Source organism: Pseudomonas songnenensis (assembly GCF_003696315.1).
Classification (GTDB): domain Bacteria; phylum Pseudomonadota; class Gammaproteobacteria; order Pseudomonadales; family Pseudomonadaceae; genus Stutzerimonas; species Stutzerimonas songnenensis.
The window spans coordinates 173,332-188,935 of sequence record NZ_RFFN01000003.1; the positions used below are offsets into that span (position 1 = coordinate 173,332).

Consider the following 15,604-nt stretch of genomic DNA (forward strand, 5'->3'; position numbering starts at 1 on the left):
CAGGCTTAACGGCCGCTCCCACACAAACTGAAGCCATCCAACCCCAACCACCGGTCGGGACACATCCGTCACCGCAGCGTCCCAGGCTGATCGCCGGCGGTCAGCGGCAGCGAGAGTTGCACGCGTCGACGCAACCAGGGGCTGGGACGGTAACGCGCCTCGCCGCCATAGCAGTTCTGCATGGCTTGCAGGATGGCAAGAATCCGCGCCACACCGTAGTGCTCGGCGAACCCCAGCGGCCCCTTCGGATAACCCAGCGCCAGAGTGACCGCGCGGTCCAGCGTCTGAGGGTCGGCGATACCCTTCTGGGCGATCTCGCAGCCCAGATTGACGATGCTCGCAACCACCCGCTGGCTGACGAAGCCGGGCGAATCGTTGATCACCTCGACCGGCACACCATCGCTACCCAGCGCTTGCCGCACCTGCGCTTCGATGGTCGGCGCGAGCGCGGGCTGACGCATCAGCACCCGGCGCCGATCGAAATCGCAGAACTGATCGAGCGCGACGGAGCGCTCCGCTGGCAGACCAAGCCGGGCGATCATGCTGCTGGCATCTTCGCCCAATGGAGTAATCAGGCAAATGGCGCGCGCCGAGGGCACTTGGCCCGACTCAAGCTCCGTACCCGCCGCCTGCAACAAGGCCGCCAGCCGCGAACGCAACACCGGATCCTGACTATCCAACCAGAACGGCCGCTCGATGCGGACCGGAGAGAACTGCGGCTCCGGCGTGCGGATCTGCTGGCCGTTCTCGTAACGGTAGTAGCCCTGCCCGGTCTTGCGCCCGAGCAAGCCCGCGGCGACCCGCTGCGCCGCTTGATAGGACGGCGTATAGCGCGGGTCCTGATAGAACTGCTGATACACCGACTCCATCACCGCATGGGAAATATCCAGCCCGGTGAGATCGAACAGTTCGAACGGCCCCATGCGGAATCCCGGCCCGTCTCGCAGAATGCGGTCGATCTGCTCGGCATTGGCGATACCCTCGGCAAGGATGCGCTGCGCCTCGGTGCTGTAGGCGCGACCGGCGTGATTGACCAGAAAGCCGGGGGTATCCGGCGTGATTGCCGGAAAGTGCCCAGCCTCTTCGGCCAACTTGACCAGCCGCTCGATGACCTGCGGATCGCTGCGCTCACCGCGCACCACTTCCACCAGCCTCATCAACGGTACCGGGTTGAAGAAGTGAAAACCCGCCACCCGTTCCGGGTGCTGGCAGGCCGCCGCGATACGCGTGACGGAAAGCGACGAGGTGTTGGTCGCCAGCACCGCGCCCTCGGCGAGCAGCGACTCCAGTTCGATGAAGAGCGCCTGCTTGGCCTCGAGATTCTCGACAATCGCCTCGATCACCAAATCGCAACCTGACAGATCGGCCAGCGCGGGCGCTGCCTGCATGCGGGCCAGCGTGGCGTCCAGCTCGGCGACGCTCAGTCGTCCCTTGGCCAGGCCACGTTCGAGCAGCTCGCGGTTGAAACGCAGCGCCTCGCTGATCGACTCACTGCGCGCGTCGTACAGCCACACCTGCTTGCCGGCGCTGGCGAACAATTGCGCGATTCCGCGGCCCATGGCTCCTGCGCCGACGACGCCGATACGCTCAAACATGCAAACCTCCTCACGGGCACCGAGATATTTCGCAGTGCGGAACAAGATTCCATCGAATTGACCGTGAGCGTAAAGACTGCCAATCTCCAGCGCAAGTCAGCCGCCGAACCGCTCGTTCATGTCAGATCAGGCCTATCCCGCCGCCACACTTCAGCAGGTCGAAAGCACCTTGACCGGTTTCTTCCAGGACCTCGGCTGCCGCCTGAGGGCGTACGGCCCGGACTGCGTGGTGGTCGAGCTGCTGTTACAGCCGCGCCACCTGAACAACGCCAGCCACCTGCACGGCGGGGTCACGGCGACCCTGCTGGACGTGGCAATGGGCCTCTGCGGAACCTGGGTCGAAGAGCCGGAGCAGCGTCGCGTGGCGACCACCTTGTCGATGAACGTCAACTTCAGCGCACCGGCGCCGGTCGGCAGCCGCATCCGCGCGGTGGCCGTCTGCCGCTCCGCCGGGCACAAGGTGTTCATGGCCAGCTGCGATCTGCTGGACGAGGAGGATCGGTTGCTGGCGTTCGGCGAAGGCGTCTACAAGCGCGGCAAACTGCGCAACGAGCTGCCCTGAACGATGCTCGCCCTGCTGCCACTGGCACTCGTCTGCGAGCTGCTTGCCCTGGCTACTCGTCTGTCGCCACTGAGTGTGATCAGCGGTGCGCTGCTGGTGCTGTTCTTCGCCTGGCACTGGCGCTCGCTGATGCCCTACCCGCGCCGGCTGGGTCTGGTCACGCTGGGCCTGTTCGGCTACTGGGTGCTGTTCGATGAGCCCGACTGGCAGCAGGCGCAGCGGATGCTCTCGTCAGCAGCCTACTACGCCGCCTTTATCGGCGCGCTCGGACTTGCACATTGCGCAGTCAGGCGGCTGCCACAGCTCGGTGAGCTGCATCGGCTAGTGTTGCGCCTGCCCCGTGCCAGCCTTTATCCGAGCTATCTGCTCAGCACTTTCGCCATCAGCTCGGTGCTGAGCTTCGGCATGCTCAATCTGGTCTGCGGTTCGCTGGAACGCTATCTGGAGCGACAGCCGTACAACCAGCAACAGCGTCGCGAAGGCGCCAGGGGCGTAATGGTTACGGCGCTGCGCGGTTTCGCCCTGGTGCCCTTGCTGGCGCCGACCAGCGTGACCGTGGCAATTCTCACCCGCGAACTGCCCGGCCTGAGCTGGAGCGCCCTGCTACCGTTCGGTCTGCTCTGTGGCGCCATTCTTCTGGCCGTTGGCTGGCCGATGGAGAACCGCCGCTTGCGGCAGTTGCAGCCAACCGCTGAGTCACCGCAGACGGTGGCCCCACCCGACACGGCGGACGGGCTGCGCAGTCTGCTCTGCGCCAGCCTGTTAGGCATCCTGCTGATCGCCCTGCTGGCCAATCTGACGTGGCTGTCGGCAACCCAGGCGGCGATGCTGCTGGTGCCGCTCGCGGTGGCAGGGATGCTGCTGTATCAGGGCGGAGCACCGATGGCCGTCTATACCGAAGTGCGCGACACCCTTGCCGGCATGCGCAACGAGACCTTCATCTTCGCCTGCTCGGCACTGCTCGGCGGACTCACGGCGGTGCTGATCCCGGTCGAGCGCCTCGCAAGCCACTTCAGCAGCACGCCAATGGGACTGTTCGGCCTCGGCAGCGCAGGCATGCTCGCGATCATTGCCCTGGCACTGCTCGGCGTCGCGCCGATCATCTCCCTGAGTCTGTGCGCCGCATTGCTGGCGCAGTTGGCCGGACATGGGGTGGCGATCATGCAGCCCGCAGTGGCATTGCTGGTCGGCTTCTCCCTGGCCATGCTGTTGTCGCCCTACGGGCCTTCGGCGCTGATGCTGGCGCGCCACGCACAACTGTCGCCGTGGCGCATCGCCTTCGGCTGGAACGGCCGTTTCGTGCTGCTGGTGCTCGGCCCGCTGCTGCTGGTGCCGCTGCTGGCCTAGCGCCTACATCCAGCCGTACTCGGCCATCGACAGCGGCTCGCCGTCACCGACGATGAAGTGGTCGAGCACCCGCACGTCGATCAGTGCCAGCGCCTCTTTCAGCCGCTGGGTCAACTGGCGATCGGCCTGACTCGGTTCGGCCACGCCGGACGGGTGATTGTGGGTCAGAATCACCGCCGCCGCATTCTGCGCAAGGGCGCGCTTGACCACCTGCCGCGGGTAGACGCTGGCGCCATCGATGGTGCCGTGGAACAACACTTCGAAGGCCAGGACCCGGTGCTTGGCGTCGAGAAACAGGCAGCCGAACAGCTCGTGCGGTTCGTGGCGCAGGCGCGCCTTGAGGTAATCGCGTACCGCCTGCGGCGATTCCAGTGCCGAATCGCGGCGCAGCCGTTCGGCCAGATGCCGGCGGGCCATCTCCAATACCGCCTGCAACTGGGCGAATTTCGCCGGGCCAAGCCCCAGGTGTGCGCTGAACTGATCGAGATCCGCTTCCAGCAACGCGCGCAGGCTGCCGAACTCGGCGAGCAGGTGTCGCGCCAGATCCACCGCGCTCTTTCCGGCGACGCCGGTGCGCAGGAATATCGCCAGCAATTCGGCGTCGGATAGTGCGGCAGCGCCGTGTTCCAGTAGCTTTTCCCGCGGCCGCTCCGCCGCCGGCCAGTCACGTATGCTCATGTCCTCTCCCTGTCGAGCAAGCCCACTTTTCCGCTGTGGGCGCTGTGCTATCTTAGCCCGTCATTTTTCCGGGGTATCAGGCGTTTTCTGACCTGGCTCTCACTCCGGACAGTCCCTACAAGTCAACAAGGCAGGCCTATGCAGCGGCTGTATCGTAAACGCATCGTCCTGGGCGTCGGCGGCGGCATCGCCGCCTACAAGAGCGCCGAACTGGTCCGCCGACTGCGCGACCACGGCGCCGAAGTCCGGGTGGTGATGACCCAGGGCGGGCGCGAGTTCATCACGCCTCTCACCCTGCAGGCGCTCTCCGGCCACCCCGTCCATCTGGATCTGCTCGACCCCGCCGCCGAAGCGGCAATGGGGCACATCGAACTGGCCCGCTGGGCCGATCTGGTATTGATCGCCCCCGCCACGGCCGACCTCATGGCCCGCCTCGCCCAGGGCATCGCCAACGACCTGCTGACCACCGTGGTGCTGGCGACCAACGCCCCGGTCGCGCTGGCACCGGCCATGAACCAGGCGATGTGGGCCGATCCCGCCACGCAGGCCAATCGTGAACTGCTGCTGGAGCGCGGTATTCGCCTGTTCGGCCCCGGTTCCGGCAGCCAGGCCTGTGGCGATGTCGGCATGGGTCGCATGCTCGAGGCGGACGAACTCGCTCAGGCCGCCGCGGACTGCTTCGCAACCGGGCTGCTGACCGGCAAGCACCTGCTGATCACCGCAGGTCCGACCCAGGAAAACATCGACCCGGTGCGTTACATCACCAACCACAGCTCCGGCAAGATGGGCTTCGCCCTGGCCGAGGCGGCCGCCGAGGCCGGCGCTCGCGTCACACTGGTGACCGGCCCGGTATTTCTGCCGACGCCCGATCGCGTGCAGCGCATCGACGTCGTCAGCGCGCGCGACATGCTCGCCGCATGCGAGGCGGCGATGCCCTGCGACATCCTCGTCGCCGCCGCCGCTGTTGCCGACTACCGTCCCGAAGTGGTGGCACCGCACAAGCTGAAGAAAGATCCCAGCACCGGTGACGGCCTGCTGCTGCAGATGGTGCGCAACCCGGACATCCTCGCCACCCTGGCCAGCCGCCCGGACCGCCCGTTTTGTGTCGGCTTCGCCGCGGAAACCGAGAATCTGCTGGAGTACGCCGCGCGCAAGCTGCGCGACAAGAATCTCGATCTGATCGTTGCCAACGATGTGGCCAACCCCAGCATCGGCTTCAACAGCGAAGACAACGCGGTCAGCGTGATCGACCGCCAGCAACATGAAACCCGCTTCGGCCAGGCCAGCAAGGGACATATCGCCCGCGCGCTGGTGGCCTTCATCGCCGACCGCTACAAAGAGTCCTGACATGCACGCACTCCAAGCCAAGATTCTCGACCCTCGCCTCGGCCAGGACTTCCCGCTTCCCGAATATGCGACACCGGGCTCGGCCGGGCTCGACCTGCGCGCCATGCTGCAGAGCGATACCGTCCTCGAACCGGGCCAGACACTGCTGATTCCAACCGGACTGGCCATTCACATCGGCGACCCGGGACTCGCGGCGCTGATCCTGCCGCGTTCGGGCCTGGGCCATAAGCACGGCATCGTGCTCGGCAACCTGGTCGGGTTGATCGACTCGGACTACCAGGGCGAGCTGATGGTGTCCTGCTGGAACCGCGGCCAGAGTGCTTTCACCATCGCCGTTGGCGAACGCATCGCGCAGCTGATGCTGGTGCCGGTGGTACAGGCGCGCTTCGAGCTGGTCGACAGCTTCGACAGCAGCGATCGCGGCGCTGGCGGCTTCGGGCACTCCGGCAGCCACTGAGCGATACGCCCCCGCTTACTTCTTTCAGGATGATCCGAGGAGCTTCATGGCACTCTTCAAGCGCACCGCCAAGGATTCAGGCGTACTGAACCCGGCCCCCCCCCGCACCAAGCCCGCCGGCCTCACCTTCAAGCCACTGCTGGGCGGTCTTGCCAGCGGCCTGATCGGTCTTGGCGCAGCCGCGGCGCTGCTGTGGCTGGGCCTGCAGAGCGCGCAGCAGCAACAACAGACGCAACTGTCCCAGGCCTGGGGCCAGAGCCAGGCCGGCGCGCTGCAGCAGGCACTGCGGCAACAACGGGCCGACATTCAGGCCATGGTGGACCGCCAGCAACTGGCCGATGTGCTGCGCGGCGACGCCGAACGCAGACGCGACGCCGAAGAGCGCTTGCTTCAGCTGCCCGGTGTTGTCGACGCCCACCTGAACATGCGCGGCAGAGCCGTACCGGATACCAATCGCCCGGGGCCGCTCAATTTCGCAGCACTCGATCTGCTACAACGCGTCGAAGCCGGCCAATCACCGGCGCCGGAAGCCTACAAGGTCGATAACCGCTGGCTGCTCTACAGCGCCGTGCCGCTGCGCGCGGAGGGGCAGCAAGCGATACGCGGTACCCTGCTGCTGGTCAGCGACCTCGAGCGCCTTTTCGCGAGCCTCCCGGCGCTACCCGCCGAGGCTGGCCAGTTGCGCCTGACCCAGCAGTTTTCCGGCACACCGGAACAGCTGCTGCTGCAACGCGGCGCGCCGGCAGACGGTGTCACAGCACTGACCCTCTCCAGCGGTAACGCCAACTGGAAGCTGGTCTACCTCCCCGGCAGCGAAGCCGCGCAGGCGACACTCGCACCGCTGTTCCTGATTGGTGCCACGCTGCTGGCGCTCGCCGGCATGCTCATCAGCCTGCAACTGGTGCTTGGCAGCCAGCAACGCAAGCTGCGCGACGACGTGTTGCGGATCAGCCGCCTGCTGCAGGAACTCTCCACCGGCAAGACCATCCAAGTACCGGCCCTGAGCCTGCCGGTCCTCGACGCACTGGCCAGGAACATGGTCCGACTGCCCGTCCGCCCCGCCGGACCGGCTCCGACCCAGGCACCCGCCGCGGCTCCAGCCGTTCGGCCCGCCAAACCTACCGAGTACGTCGATCCGCGCTTGCCGGAGACCGATATTCTCGACATCGATATTCTCGACGAGGACCAGGACATTTTCGGCCTCGACACCAAGGAGCGAGAAACCGCAATGAGCAGCGCCAAAGCCCCGAACTTGCCAGCCAGTATCTTCCGCGCCTATGACATCCGCGGCGTCGTCGGCGACAGCCTGACCACCGAAACCGCCTACTGGGTCGGCCGCGCCATCGGGTCCGAAAGCCTCGCCAAGGGTGAACCCAATGTGTCGGTTGGCCGCGACGGGCGGCTGTCCGGACCGGAACTGGTCCAACACCTCATCCAGGGCCTGCTCGACAGCGGCTGCGACGTCAGCGATATCGGCATGGTGCCGACTCCGGTGCTCTATTACGCGGCCAACATCCTCGCCGGCAAGTCCGGCGTGATGCTTACCGGCAGCCACAACCCGCCGGATTACAACGGTTTCAAGATCGTCATCGCCGGCGATACCCTGGCCAACGAACAGATCCAGACCCTACGCAAGCGGATCGAGAGCAACGACCTGTCCAGCGGCGTCGGCAAGGTCGAGCAGGTCGACGTGCTTGAGCGCTACTTCGAGCAGATTCGCAGCGACATCGCCATGGCCAAGCCGATGAAGGTCGTGGTCGATTGCGGTAACGGCGTCGCGGGCGTCATCGCGCCGCGCATGATCGAGGCACTGGGCTGCACCGTGATCCCGCTGTACTGCGATGTCGACGGCAACTTCCCCAACCACCATCCGGACCCGGGCAAGCCCGAGAACCTGGTCGACCTGATCGCCAAGGTGAAGTCGGAGAAGGCCGATCTCGGCCTGGCATTCGACGGCGATGGCGACCGCGTCGGCGTGGTGACCAACGCGGGCACCATGATCTATGCCGACCGCCTGCTGATGCTCTTCGCCAAGGATGTCGTTTCGCGCAATCCCGGCGCCGACATCATCTTCGACGTCAAATGCACCCGCCGCCTCACTCCGCTGATCAGCGGCTACGGCGGCCGTCCGGTGATGTGGAAGACCGGCCACTCGCTGATCAAGAAGAAGATGAAGGAATCCGGTGCATTGCTGGCTGGCGAGATGAGCGGCCATATCTTCTTCAAGGAGCGCTGGTTCGGCTTCGACGACGGCATCTACAGTGCCGCGCGCCTGCTGGAGATCCTCAGTCAGGACAAGCGCGACGCCGAGCAGGTGTTCGCCGCGTTCCCCTGCGATATCTCGACACCGGAGATCAACATCACGGTGACAGAGGAAAGCAAATTCACCATCATGGACGCCCTGCAACGCGACGCTCAGTGGGGCGAAGCCAACCTGATCACCCTCGACGGTGTGCGGGTCGACTATCCCAAGGGCTGGGGCCTGATTCGCGCCTCGAACACGACACCGGTCCTGGTGCTGCGTTTTGAAGCCGACAGCGAGGAAGAGCTCAGCCGCATCCAGGACGTCTTCCGCGGACAGCTGCTCAGCGTTGCACCCGACCTCAAACTGCCGTTCTGATTTGCGGAGCCCTGCATGACCCTCAGCCGTGAAGCTGCCACCCAATTCGCCAAGGTACTTTCCGAAGCGCTGCCCTATATCCGCCGATTCGTCGGCAAGACGCTGGTCATCAAGTACGGCGGCAATGCGATGGAAAGCGAGGAGCTGAAGACCGGCTTCGCCCGCGACATCGTGCTGATGAAGGCGGTAGGCATCAACCCGGTGGTGGTGCACGGCGGTGGCCCGCAGATCGGCGACCTGCTCAAGCGCCTGAACATCGAAAGCCACTTCATCGACGGCATGCGGGTCACCGACAGCCAGACCATGGACGTGGTGGAGATGGTCCTTGGCGGCCAGGTCAACAAGAGCATCGTCAGCCTGATCAACCAGCATGGCGGCAGCGCCATCGGCCTGACCGGCAAGGACGCCGGCCTGATCCGCGCCAGGAAACTCAAGGCGACCCGCCAGACGCCGGAGATGACCAAGCCGGAAATCATCGACATCGGCCATGTAGGCGAGGTCACCGGGGTCAACGCAGAGCTGTTGGAGATGCTGGTGCAGGGCAACTTCATCCCGGTCATCGCACCGATCGGCGTGGGCGAGAACGGCGAGTCGTACAACATCAACGCCGACCTGGTCGCCGGCAAGGTAGCCGAGGCGCTGAAGGCCGAGAAGCTGATGCTGCTGACCAACATTGCCGGCCTGATGGACAAGCAAGGCAACGTGCTGACCGGGCTGTCTACTGCACAGGTCGATGCACTGATCGCCGACGGCACCATCTACGGCGGCATGCTGCCGAAGATCCGCTGCGCGCTGGAAGCGGTACAGGGCGGCGTCAATAGCGCACATATCATCGACGGTCGCGTGCCCAACGCAGTGCTGCTGGAGATCTTCACCGACGTAGGAGTCGGCACCCTGATCACCAACAACCAGCGCTGACACCCGTAAACGAAAAAGGGGAGCCCAGGCTCCCCTTTTTTCTTGCGTGCGTGAACCTCAGAGATCGATACGGAACGATTCGAGCATCGCCGGGATACCCGGGAACATGCCGATACCCAGCATCACCGCGCACAGCACGATGAACACGATCGTCGGAATCACCCAGCGGTGCAGGTGGCTCAGCGACTGACCGCGCTCCTTGTCACCGATCAGCCCGAGGTTATCCAGCAGCACGGTCAGCGACCAGCCGAACACCGGATTGACCAGCGCCGAAGAGAAAATCACGATGGCTGCAGACTGCGAGGTCTTGCCCTCGCGGGTCATCTGCATGCCCGCTTCCAGCAACGGCAGGAACACGCCGACCATCAGCGCCACGCTCAGTACCGGCGGCCAGATGGCCAGATCCATCGGATAGCCCCAGAGCGCTGCAACCACGCAGAGCAGGCCGGTGAGCAGCGCACCTGCGGGAATCGGACGCTTGGCGATGGCGGCCGGGACCATGAAGGTGCCCCAGGATGAGGCCAGGTTACCGCCACCCAGCGACGTGCCGACGATCTGCCGTGCCGCTGCGACGCACATGGTGTCATCGATGTTCATCAGCACTTTCTTCGCCTTTGGCGGGTAGTTGAGTTGCTGAAACACGCGATGGCCGAGGAAGTCCGGCGACCACATCGCCACCGCCAGCACGGCGAAAGGCGCGACGGCGATGAAATGGTGCAGATCCGGCAGACCGATCTGCCAGCCAGTGTTCTCGCCCCACCAATACATTGGATTGAGATTCGGCACGCCCGGCTCGGTGGTGAACTCGAACGGAGCGCCCATCACGAAGGCGATCAGCGCAGCCAGAGCTGACCCCAACGGAATCGCCAGCCAGCGCATACGGATATGCTCGAGATAGGCGTACATCACGATCGTCGCGAAGACCACGACGAAGGCGATATAGCCCATATCGAAGCTGTCAGCCCAGCCGAACAGCTTCTTGATCTGCGACGTGATACCGATGAAGCCGAGGTAGAGCAGCAGGCCGCCGCACACCCCGTCACTGGTCAGCCGCGCCAGCAGGCTGCCGCCCTTGAACACGCCGAGGGTAAAACCGAGCACCCCAACCATGATGCCCAGCGCCATCGGATGGCCGCCCGAGGCGACGATCAACGGAATCAATGGAATCAGCGGGCCATGGGTTCCGGCCAGGTTGGCGGTGGGATTGAGAAAGCCGGAGAACAGCACCACGAACAGCACCGCGGCGATCAGCATCTCGTAGCGGGCGTTCTCGATGACGAACTCGTTGGACAGGCCCATCGGCCCGGCGAACGCTGCGACCACCGCGGCCACCATGACAATCTTGCCGATGGTCGCCGCCATGGCTGGCACCCAGTCTTCGTACTCGAAACGGTAGTCGCGAAACGGCAGGTTTATACCCCAGCGTTTCGGCGCCATGATCTCCAGTTCGTGCTCCAGGTACTCAGAGCGAGTCGCGAAATTTCCCTTCGGCTTGTGAAGCTCCTGATAACTGCGTAGGTCCCTATCATTCATGCTAGTCAGCCATACCGAAAAATTTGCGCAACGGTACAGACTGACCCTCCTGAACTCATTCCTACCTTGAAACTATTGAGATAGAGCGGCCGTTGTGATAGCAAGCAAGCTACACATTAGGACCCGAAGGGTGGCATTTAGCCATAAGAAGTAAGAGAACCAGCTACTCGGGCACGCTGGAGAAAGCCAAACGCTTGCTTATCGAGTCTGGCCGAGCAGCTCTGCGATGCGCTGGCGATCATCAGCGAAGCTTACCTTCGCATCGGCGCGCGCCTTCTCGAAGCGCTGCAGATCGCGCAACAGGCTATGCTCTTCCTTCTCCAGATTCGATATTTGCGCCATCAGGTTGTCGGGCACCTTGCGACCCGCTCGCTCGTGATTGGCCGCCTGCTTCTGCAGGCTGCTGCGCTGATTGCGGATTGACTGCAGATTGCCCTGGGACAGGCCAATCACGCTGTCCAGCTCGGCCAGTTTGCGCGTTTCAGCCCGCTCCACATCCTCAACGCTGGCGTACAGCCGCAGCAACTGCGCATCCGACGCATCGCGCGCCTTCTGCGCCTGCAGCCGGGCAAACTCTTCAGCAGTGGGTGCCGGCGGCACCTCACGCACCACCCGCCCCTGCTCATTGAGCACCTGGTAACCGCGGGAGATATGCTGGGGCGGCACGCCGTGCCGATCGAGCACGACCACCCCGCGCTCATCGACATAGCGATACAGCTCGGCAGCCGAGGCCAATACCGGGCATATGGCGCCCAGCAGGAGCAGCGAACGAACGGCTACCGAAATACGCATGAATGAATACCTATCCTGGTTCAGATTCCATACTGCTCGCGGTAAGCCTGTACCGCCGGCAGGTATTGTTTTAGTTGAACGTCATCGGCGAGATATTCCAGCACTTGTTCCAGGGACACAATACTGATTACCGGCATTCGATAATCACGTTCAACTTCCTGAATCGCCGACAGCTCGCCCTGCCCTCTTTCCTGGCGGTTCAAGGCAATGAGCACACCGGCCGCCTCGGCGTTCTGTGCCTGGATGATCTGCATCACCTCACGAATAGCGGTGCCCGCGGTGATCACGTCATCGACGATCAGCACACGACCGGCCAATGGCGCACCGACCAGCGTGCCGCCTTCGCCGTGATCCTTCGCTTCCTTACGGTTAAAGCACCACGGCAAGTCGCGCTGATGCTGCTCGGCAAGCGCAATGGCCGTCGCGGTCCCCAACGGAATGCCCTTGTAGGCCGGACCGAAGATCACGTCGAACTCCAGACCGCTCTGCATCACTGCCGAAGCGTAGAAACGCCCTAGCTGAGCCAGTGCGTTACCACTGTTGAACAGGCCCGCATTGAAGAAATATGGGCTGGTGCGGCCCGACTTGAGAGTGAACTCACCGAAACGCAGCACGCCGCGCTCGATGGCGAAGCGGATGAACTCGCGCTGGTACGCCTGCATGAAGAAATTTCCCGGAAAACCACTGTTTTAGCTAATTGCGGAGAGCTTGGGTTATCATACACGCACGTGTTTTTAGGGGCCATTTATGCGGATCATCAGTGTCAACGTGAATGGCATTCAAGCGGCGGCACAGCGAGGATTGCTCAGCTGGCTGCAAGCGCAGAATGCCGATGTCATTTGCCTGCAGGATACCCGCGCCTCTGCCTTGGAACTCGACGACCCGGCCTACCAGCTGGACGGTTACTTTCTCTATGCCTGCGATGCCGAGATTCCGGAGCAGGGAGGCGTGGCGCTCTACTCCAGGCTGCAACCCAAAGCCGTGATCACCGGCCTGGGCTTCGAGACGGCGGATCGCTACGGGCGTTATCTGCAGGCCGATTTCGACAAGGTCAGCATTGCCAGCCTGCTGGTGCCTTCGGGCCATGGCGGCGACGCCAACCTGAATCACAAGCTCAAGTTCATGGACGACTTCGCCCATTATCTGGACAAGCAGCGCCGCAAGCGCCGCGAGTACATTTACTGCGGCTCGCTGTACGTCGCCCATCAGAAGCTGGACGTGAAGAACTGGCGCGACTGTCAGCAGGATCCGGGCTTTCTCGCGCCCGAGCGCGCCTGGCTGGACGAGATCTTCGGCAACATGGGCTATATCGACGCACTGCGCGAGGTCAATCGCGAAGGTGACCTGTTCAGCTGGTGGCCGGATACCGAACAGGCCGAGATGCTCAACCTCGGCTGGCGCTTCGACTACCAGATTCTCACTTCAGGCCTGCGCCGCTTCGTGCGCAGCGCGCGCCTGCCGCGCCAGCCGCGCTTCTCGCAGCACGCCCCGCTGATCGTCGATTACGACTGGACGCTGAGTCTGTAAGCCCGCGTTGGCGGCCGGCGCGAAACGTGTCGGCCGCCGCTCAGCTGCCAACCGAAGGCCGAAGCCGCCCTATTTGACGATCCGCCAACAGAACGGATAGCGGTAGGGCTTGCCCTCGTTGGCGCGAATACCGGCGATCACCACCAGTACCAGCGCCACCACGCTCACCAGCACCATCAGCGGAAAGCCGATGAGGATCCAGGCCAGCACGCCGCAGATCATCATCGCGATGCTGAAGGTCAGCTGAAAATTCAGCGCCTCCCTGCCCTGCTGATCGACGAAAGGGTCCATGTCCTTCTTCAGCTGCCAGACGATGAGCGGACCGATCACGTTGCCGATCATGGGTGCCAGAAACCAGAAGAATGCCGAGTAATGGCAGAACATCGCCCACTGGCGCGCTTCGCGACTGGGCAACGGCACGAGATCCTGATCGGTCATTTCGCCTACCTCTCGCTCAGTCCGCCAGCGCCGCGCGCTGTAGCTCGAACAGCTGGCGCACGCCATCATGGGCCAGAGCCAGCATCGCATTGAGTTCCTCAGGATGGAACGGTGCACCCTCGGCCGTGCCCTGCACCTCGATAAAGCCGCCTGCGTCGGTCATCACGACGTTCAGATCGGTTTCAGCCGCCGAATCTTCCAGATAATCCAGATCCAGTACCGGTTCGCCCCGATAGATACCGACCGAAACCGCCGCAATCATCTGCTTGATCGGATCGCCCGACTTCAGGCCGCCACGCTTCTTCAGCACCTTGAGCGCGTCGATCAGCGCAACCATGGCTCCGGTGATCGATGCGGTACGGGTACCGCCGTCGGCCTGGATCACATCGCAATCCACGAACAGCGTGTTCTCGCCAAGCTTGCTCATATCCAGAGCGGCGCGCAGCGAGCGACCGATCAGACGCTGGATCTCCAGCGTGCGCCCACCCTGCTTGCCTCGCGAAGCCTCACGCTGGTTCCGCTCACCGGTAGCGCGGGGAAGCATGCCGTACTCGGCAGTCAACCAGCCCTGTCCCTGTCCTTTCAGGAAGCGCGGGACGCCGGTTTCGATGCTGACCGTGCAGATCACCTTGGTATCGCCGAACTCCACCAGCACCGAGCCCTCGGCGTGCTTGGTGTAGTTGCGGGTGATGCGGATCGAGCGCAGCTGATCGGCGGCACGGCCACTGGGTCGCTTCATGGATACGTCCTGCTAGAGAAGAAAGTGAGCGGCATTATAGAGCCCATTACCGGGGAAAAGGGTCGCGGCCGTCCGGCGATCGCTGCAGTGATGGCCGGTTTTACTTTACAATCCTCCGCCTTTCGCAGCCCGCATTCGAGAGGTATCCCCGATGGTCCACAGCATGACGGCCTTTGCCCGCAGCGAGCAGGCCGGCACCCATGGCACCCTCAGCTGGGAAATCCGCTCGGTCAACCATCGCTATCTGGAGCCGCACCTGCGCCTGCCGGAAGCCTTTCGCGACCTCGAAGGTGCGGTCCGCGACGCCCTGCGCAAGGGTCTCTCGCGCGGCAAGGTCGAATGCACCCTGCGCTTCTCCGAAGAAAACAACCGCACCGCGCTGCAGGTCGACCGCGAGCGCGCCAGTCAGTTGATCGCGGCCGCCGAAAGCGTTGCTGCACTGATCAGCCAACCCGCAGCCATCGACCCACTGCAAGTGCTTGGCTGGCCAGGCGTGCTGGTAGGTGACGCGCTCGACCCACAGGCACTCAACCAGAGTGCTCTGCAGCTGTTCCACGATGCCCTCGAACAGCTGAAGGAAGGTCGCCGCCGCGAGGGCGAGGAGCTGGCCAAGCTGCTCAACGAGCGCCTGGACAGCATCCTCGAAGAAGTCGCCACGCTGCGCGAGCAGGTGCCGCAGATGCTCGCAGCCCAGCGCCAGAAAATTCTCGACCGCTTCGCCGAGATGCGTGCCGAGCTCGACCCACAGCGTCTCGAGCAGGAAATGGTGCTATTGGCGCAGAAGAGTGATGTCGCCGAAGAGCTCGACCGCCTGAGCACCCATGTAACGGAAGTGCGCCGCGTGCTCAAGACCGGCGGCGCGGCTGGACGCCGCCTCGACTTCCTCATGCAGGAACTCAACCGCGAAGCCAACACCCTCGGCTCGAAGGCGTTCGATCCGCGCAGCACCCAGGCCGCGGTCAATCTCAAGGTATTGATCGAGCAGATGCGCGAGCAGGTGCAGAACCTCGAATAACCATCAGCTGCCTTAGCGGCTGGTCTATTTTTGTCC

At 63.8% G+C, this 15,604-nt stretch carries 15 protein-coding genes; 8 read left to right on the forward strand and 7 right to left on the reverse strand.

Annotated features, from left to right (window positions below; all coding sequences use genetic code 11):
* Positions 1-68: 68 nt before the first annotated feature.
* The gene (locus EA798_RS09485; RefSeq protein WP_122098784.1) at positions 69-1,595 is read right to left on the reverse strand and encodes a 3-hydroxyacyl-CoA dehydrogenase; all 1,527 of its coding nucleotides are present in this window, start codon (positions 1,593-1,595) and stop codon (positions 69-71) included.
* 118 nt (positions 1,596-1,713) lie between these two features.
* Between EA798_RS09485 and EA798_RS09490 the strand changes: the two genes are divergently transcribed.
* Together EA798_RS09490 and EA798_RS09495 are read left to right on the forward strand one after the other, a co-directional pair.
* Positions 1,714-2,157, forward strand: a complete 444-nt coding sequence (locus EA798_RS09490; protein WP_122098785.1) for a PaaI family thioesterase — start codon at positions 1,714-1,716, stop codon at positions 2,155-2,157.
* Positions 2,158-2,160: 3 nt separating this feature from the next.
* Positions 2,161-3,504, forward strand: coding sequence for a hypothetical protein (locus EA798_RS09495; RefSeq protein ID WP_122098786.1), 1,344 nt, complete (start codon positions 2,161-2,163; stop codon positions 3,502-3,504).
* 3 nt (positions 3,505-3,507) lie between these two features.
* Here EA798_RS09495 and radC read toward each other — a convergent pair whose 3' ends face one another.
* Positions 3,508-4,182: a RadC family protein gene (gene radC, locus EA798_RS09500; RefSeq protein WP_122098787.1), complete on the reverse strand. Its 675-nt coding sequence runs from the start codon at positions 4,180-4,182 to the stop codon at positions 3,508-3,510.
* Between the two features lie 138 nt (positions 4,183-4,320).
* Here radC and coaBC point away from each other — a divergent pair, with 138 nt between their 5' ends.
* From coaBC to argB, 4 genes are read left to right on the forward strand one after another with little or no spacing between them, the layout of a single operon-like run.
* Positions 4,321-5,529 (forward strand): bifunctional phosphopantothenoylcysteine decarboxylase/phosphopantothenate--cysteine ligase CoaBC, encoded by a 1,209-nt coding sequence (coaBC, locus tag EA798_RS09505; protein ID WP_106156064.1) that lies wholly within the window; start codon positions 4,321-4,323, stop codon positions 5,527-5,529.
* 1 nt (position 5,530) lies between these two features.
* Positions 5,531-5,986, forward strand: coding sequence for a dUTP diphosphatase (gene dut, locus EA798_RS09510; RefSeq protein WP_122098788.1), 456 nt, complete (start codon positions 5,531-5,533; stop codon positions 5,984-5,986).
* Between the two features lie 46 nt (positions 5,987-6,032).
* Positions 6,033-8,606: a phosphomannomutase/phosphoglucomutase gene (locus EA798_RS20845; RefSeq protein ID WP_122098789.1), complete on the forward strand. Its 2,574-nt coding sequence runs from the start codon at positions 6,033-6,035 to the stop codon at positions 8,604-8,606.
* Positions 8,607-8,621: 15 nt separating this feature from the next.
* Entirely contained in the window at positions 8,622-9,524 is a 903-nt protein-coding gene (argB, locus tag EA798_RS09520) for an acetylglutamate kinase (protein ID WP_045159331.1), read from the forward strand.
* Between the two features lie 57 nt (positions 9,525-9,581).
* On the opposite strand, the gene EA798_RS09525 is transcribed toward argB, so the two are convergent.
* From EA798_RS09525 to pyrE, 3 genes are all read right to left on the reverse strand, one after another.
* Positions 9,582-11,057 (reverse strand): DUF3360 family protein, encoded by a 1,476-nt coding sequence (locus EA798_RS09525; protein WP_106156066.1) that lies wholly within the window; start codon positions 11,055-11,057, stop codon positions 9,582-9,584.
* Positions 11,058-11,255: 198 nt separating this feature from the next.
* Complete coding sequence (locus EA798_RS09530; RefSeq protein ID WP_208643718.1) at positions 11,256-11,849, reverse strand: DUF4124 domain-containing protein; 594 nt, start codon at positions 11,847-11,849, stop codon at positions 11,256-11,258.
* 20 nt (positions 11,850-11,869) lie between these two features.
* Positions 11,870-12,511 (reverse strand): orotate phosphoribosyltransferase, encoded by a 642-nt coding sequence (gene pyrE, locus EA798_RS09535; protein ID WP_122098790.1) that lies wholly within the window; start codon positions 12,509-12,511, stop codon positions 11,870-11,872.
* Positions 12,512-12,596: 85 nt separating this feature from the next.
* Here pyrE and EA798_RS09540 point away from each other — a divergent pair, with 85 nt between their 5' ends.
* Positions 12,597-13,376, forward strand: a complete 780-nt coding sequence (locus tag EA798_RS09540) for an exodeoxyribonuclease III (protein WP_015278468.1) — start codon at positions 12,597-12,599, stop codon at positions 13,374-13,376.
* A 69-nt stretch (positions 13,377-13,445) separates the two neighbouring features.
* On the opposite strand, the gene EA798_RS09545 is transcribed toward EA798_RS09540, so the two are convergent.
* Together EA798_RS09545 and rph are read right to left on the reverse strand one after the other, a co-directional pair.
* Positions 13,446-13,814 (reverse strand): DUF4870 domain-containing protein, encoded by a 369-nt coding sequence (locus EA798_RS09545; RefSeq protein WP_106156068.1) that lies wholly within the window; start codon positions 13,812-13,814, stop codon positions 13,446-13,448.
* A 16-nt stretch (positions 13,815-13,830) separates the two neighbouring features.
* The gene (gene rph, locus EA798_RS09550; RefSeq protein ID WP_122098791.1) at positions 13,831-14,553 is read right to left on the reverse strand and encodes a ribonuclease PH; all 723 of its coding nucleotides are present in this window, start codon (positions 14,551-14,553) and stop codon (positions 13,831-13,833) included.
* Positions 14,554-14,704: 151 nt separating this feature from the next.
* On the opposite strand from rph, the gene EA798_RS09555 reads away from it, so the two are divergent.
* The gene (locus EA798_RS09555; RefSeq protein WP_106156070.1) at positions 14,705-15,568 is read left to right on the forward strand and encodes a YicC/YloC family endoribonuclease; all 864 of its coding nucleotides are present in this window, start codon (positions 14,705-14,707) and stop codon (positions 15,566-15,568) included.
* Positions 15,569-15,604: the final 36 nt, after the last annotated feature.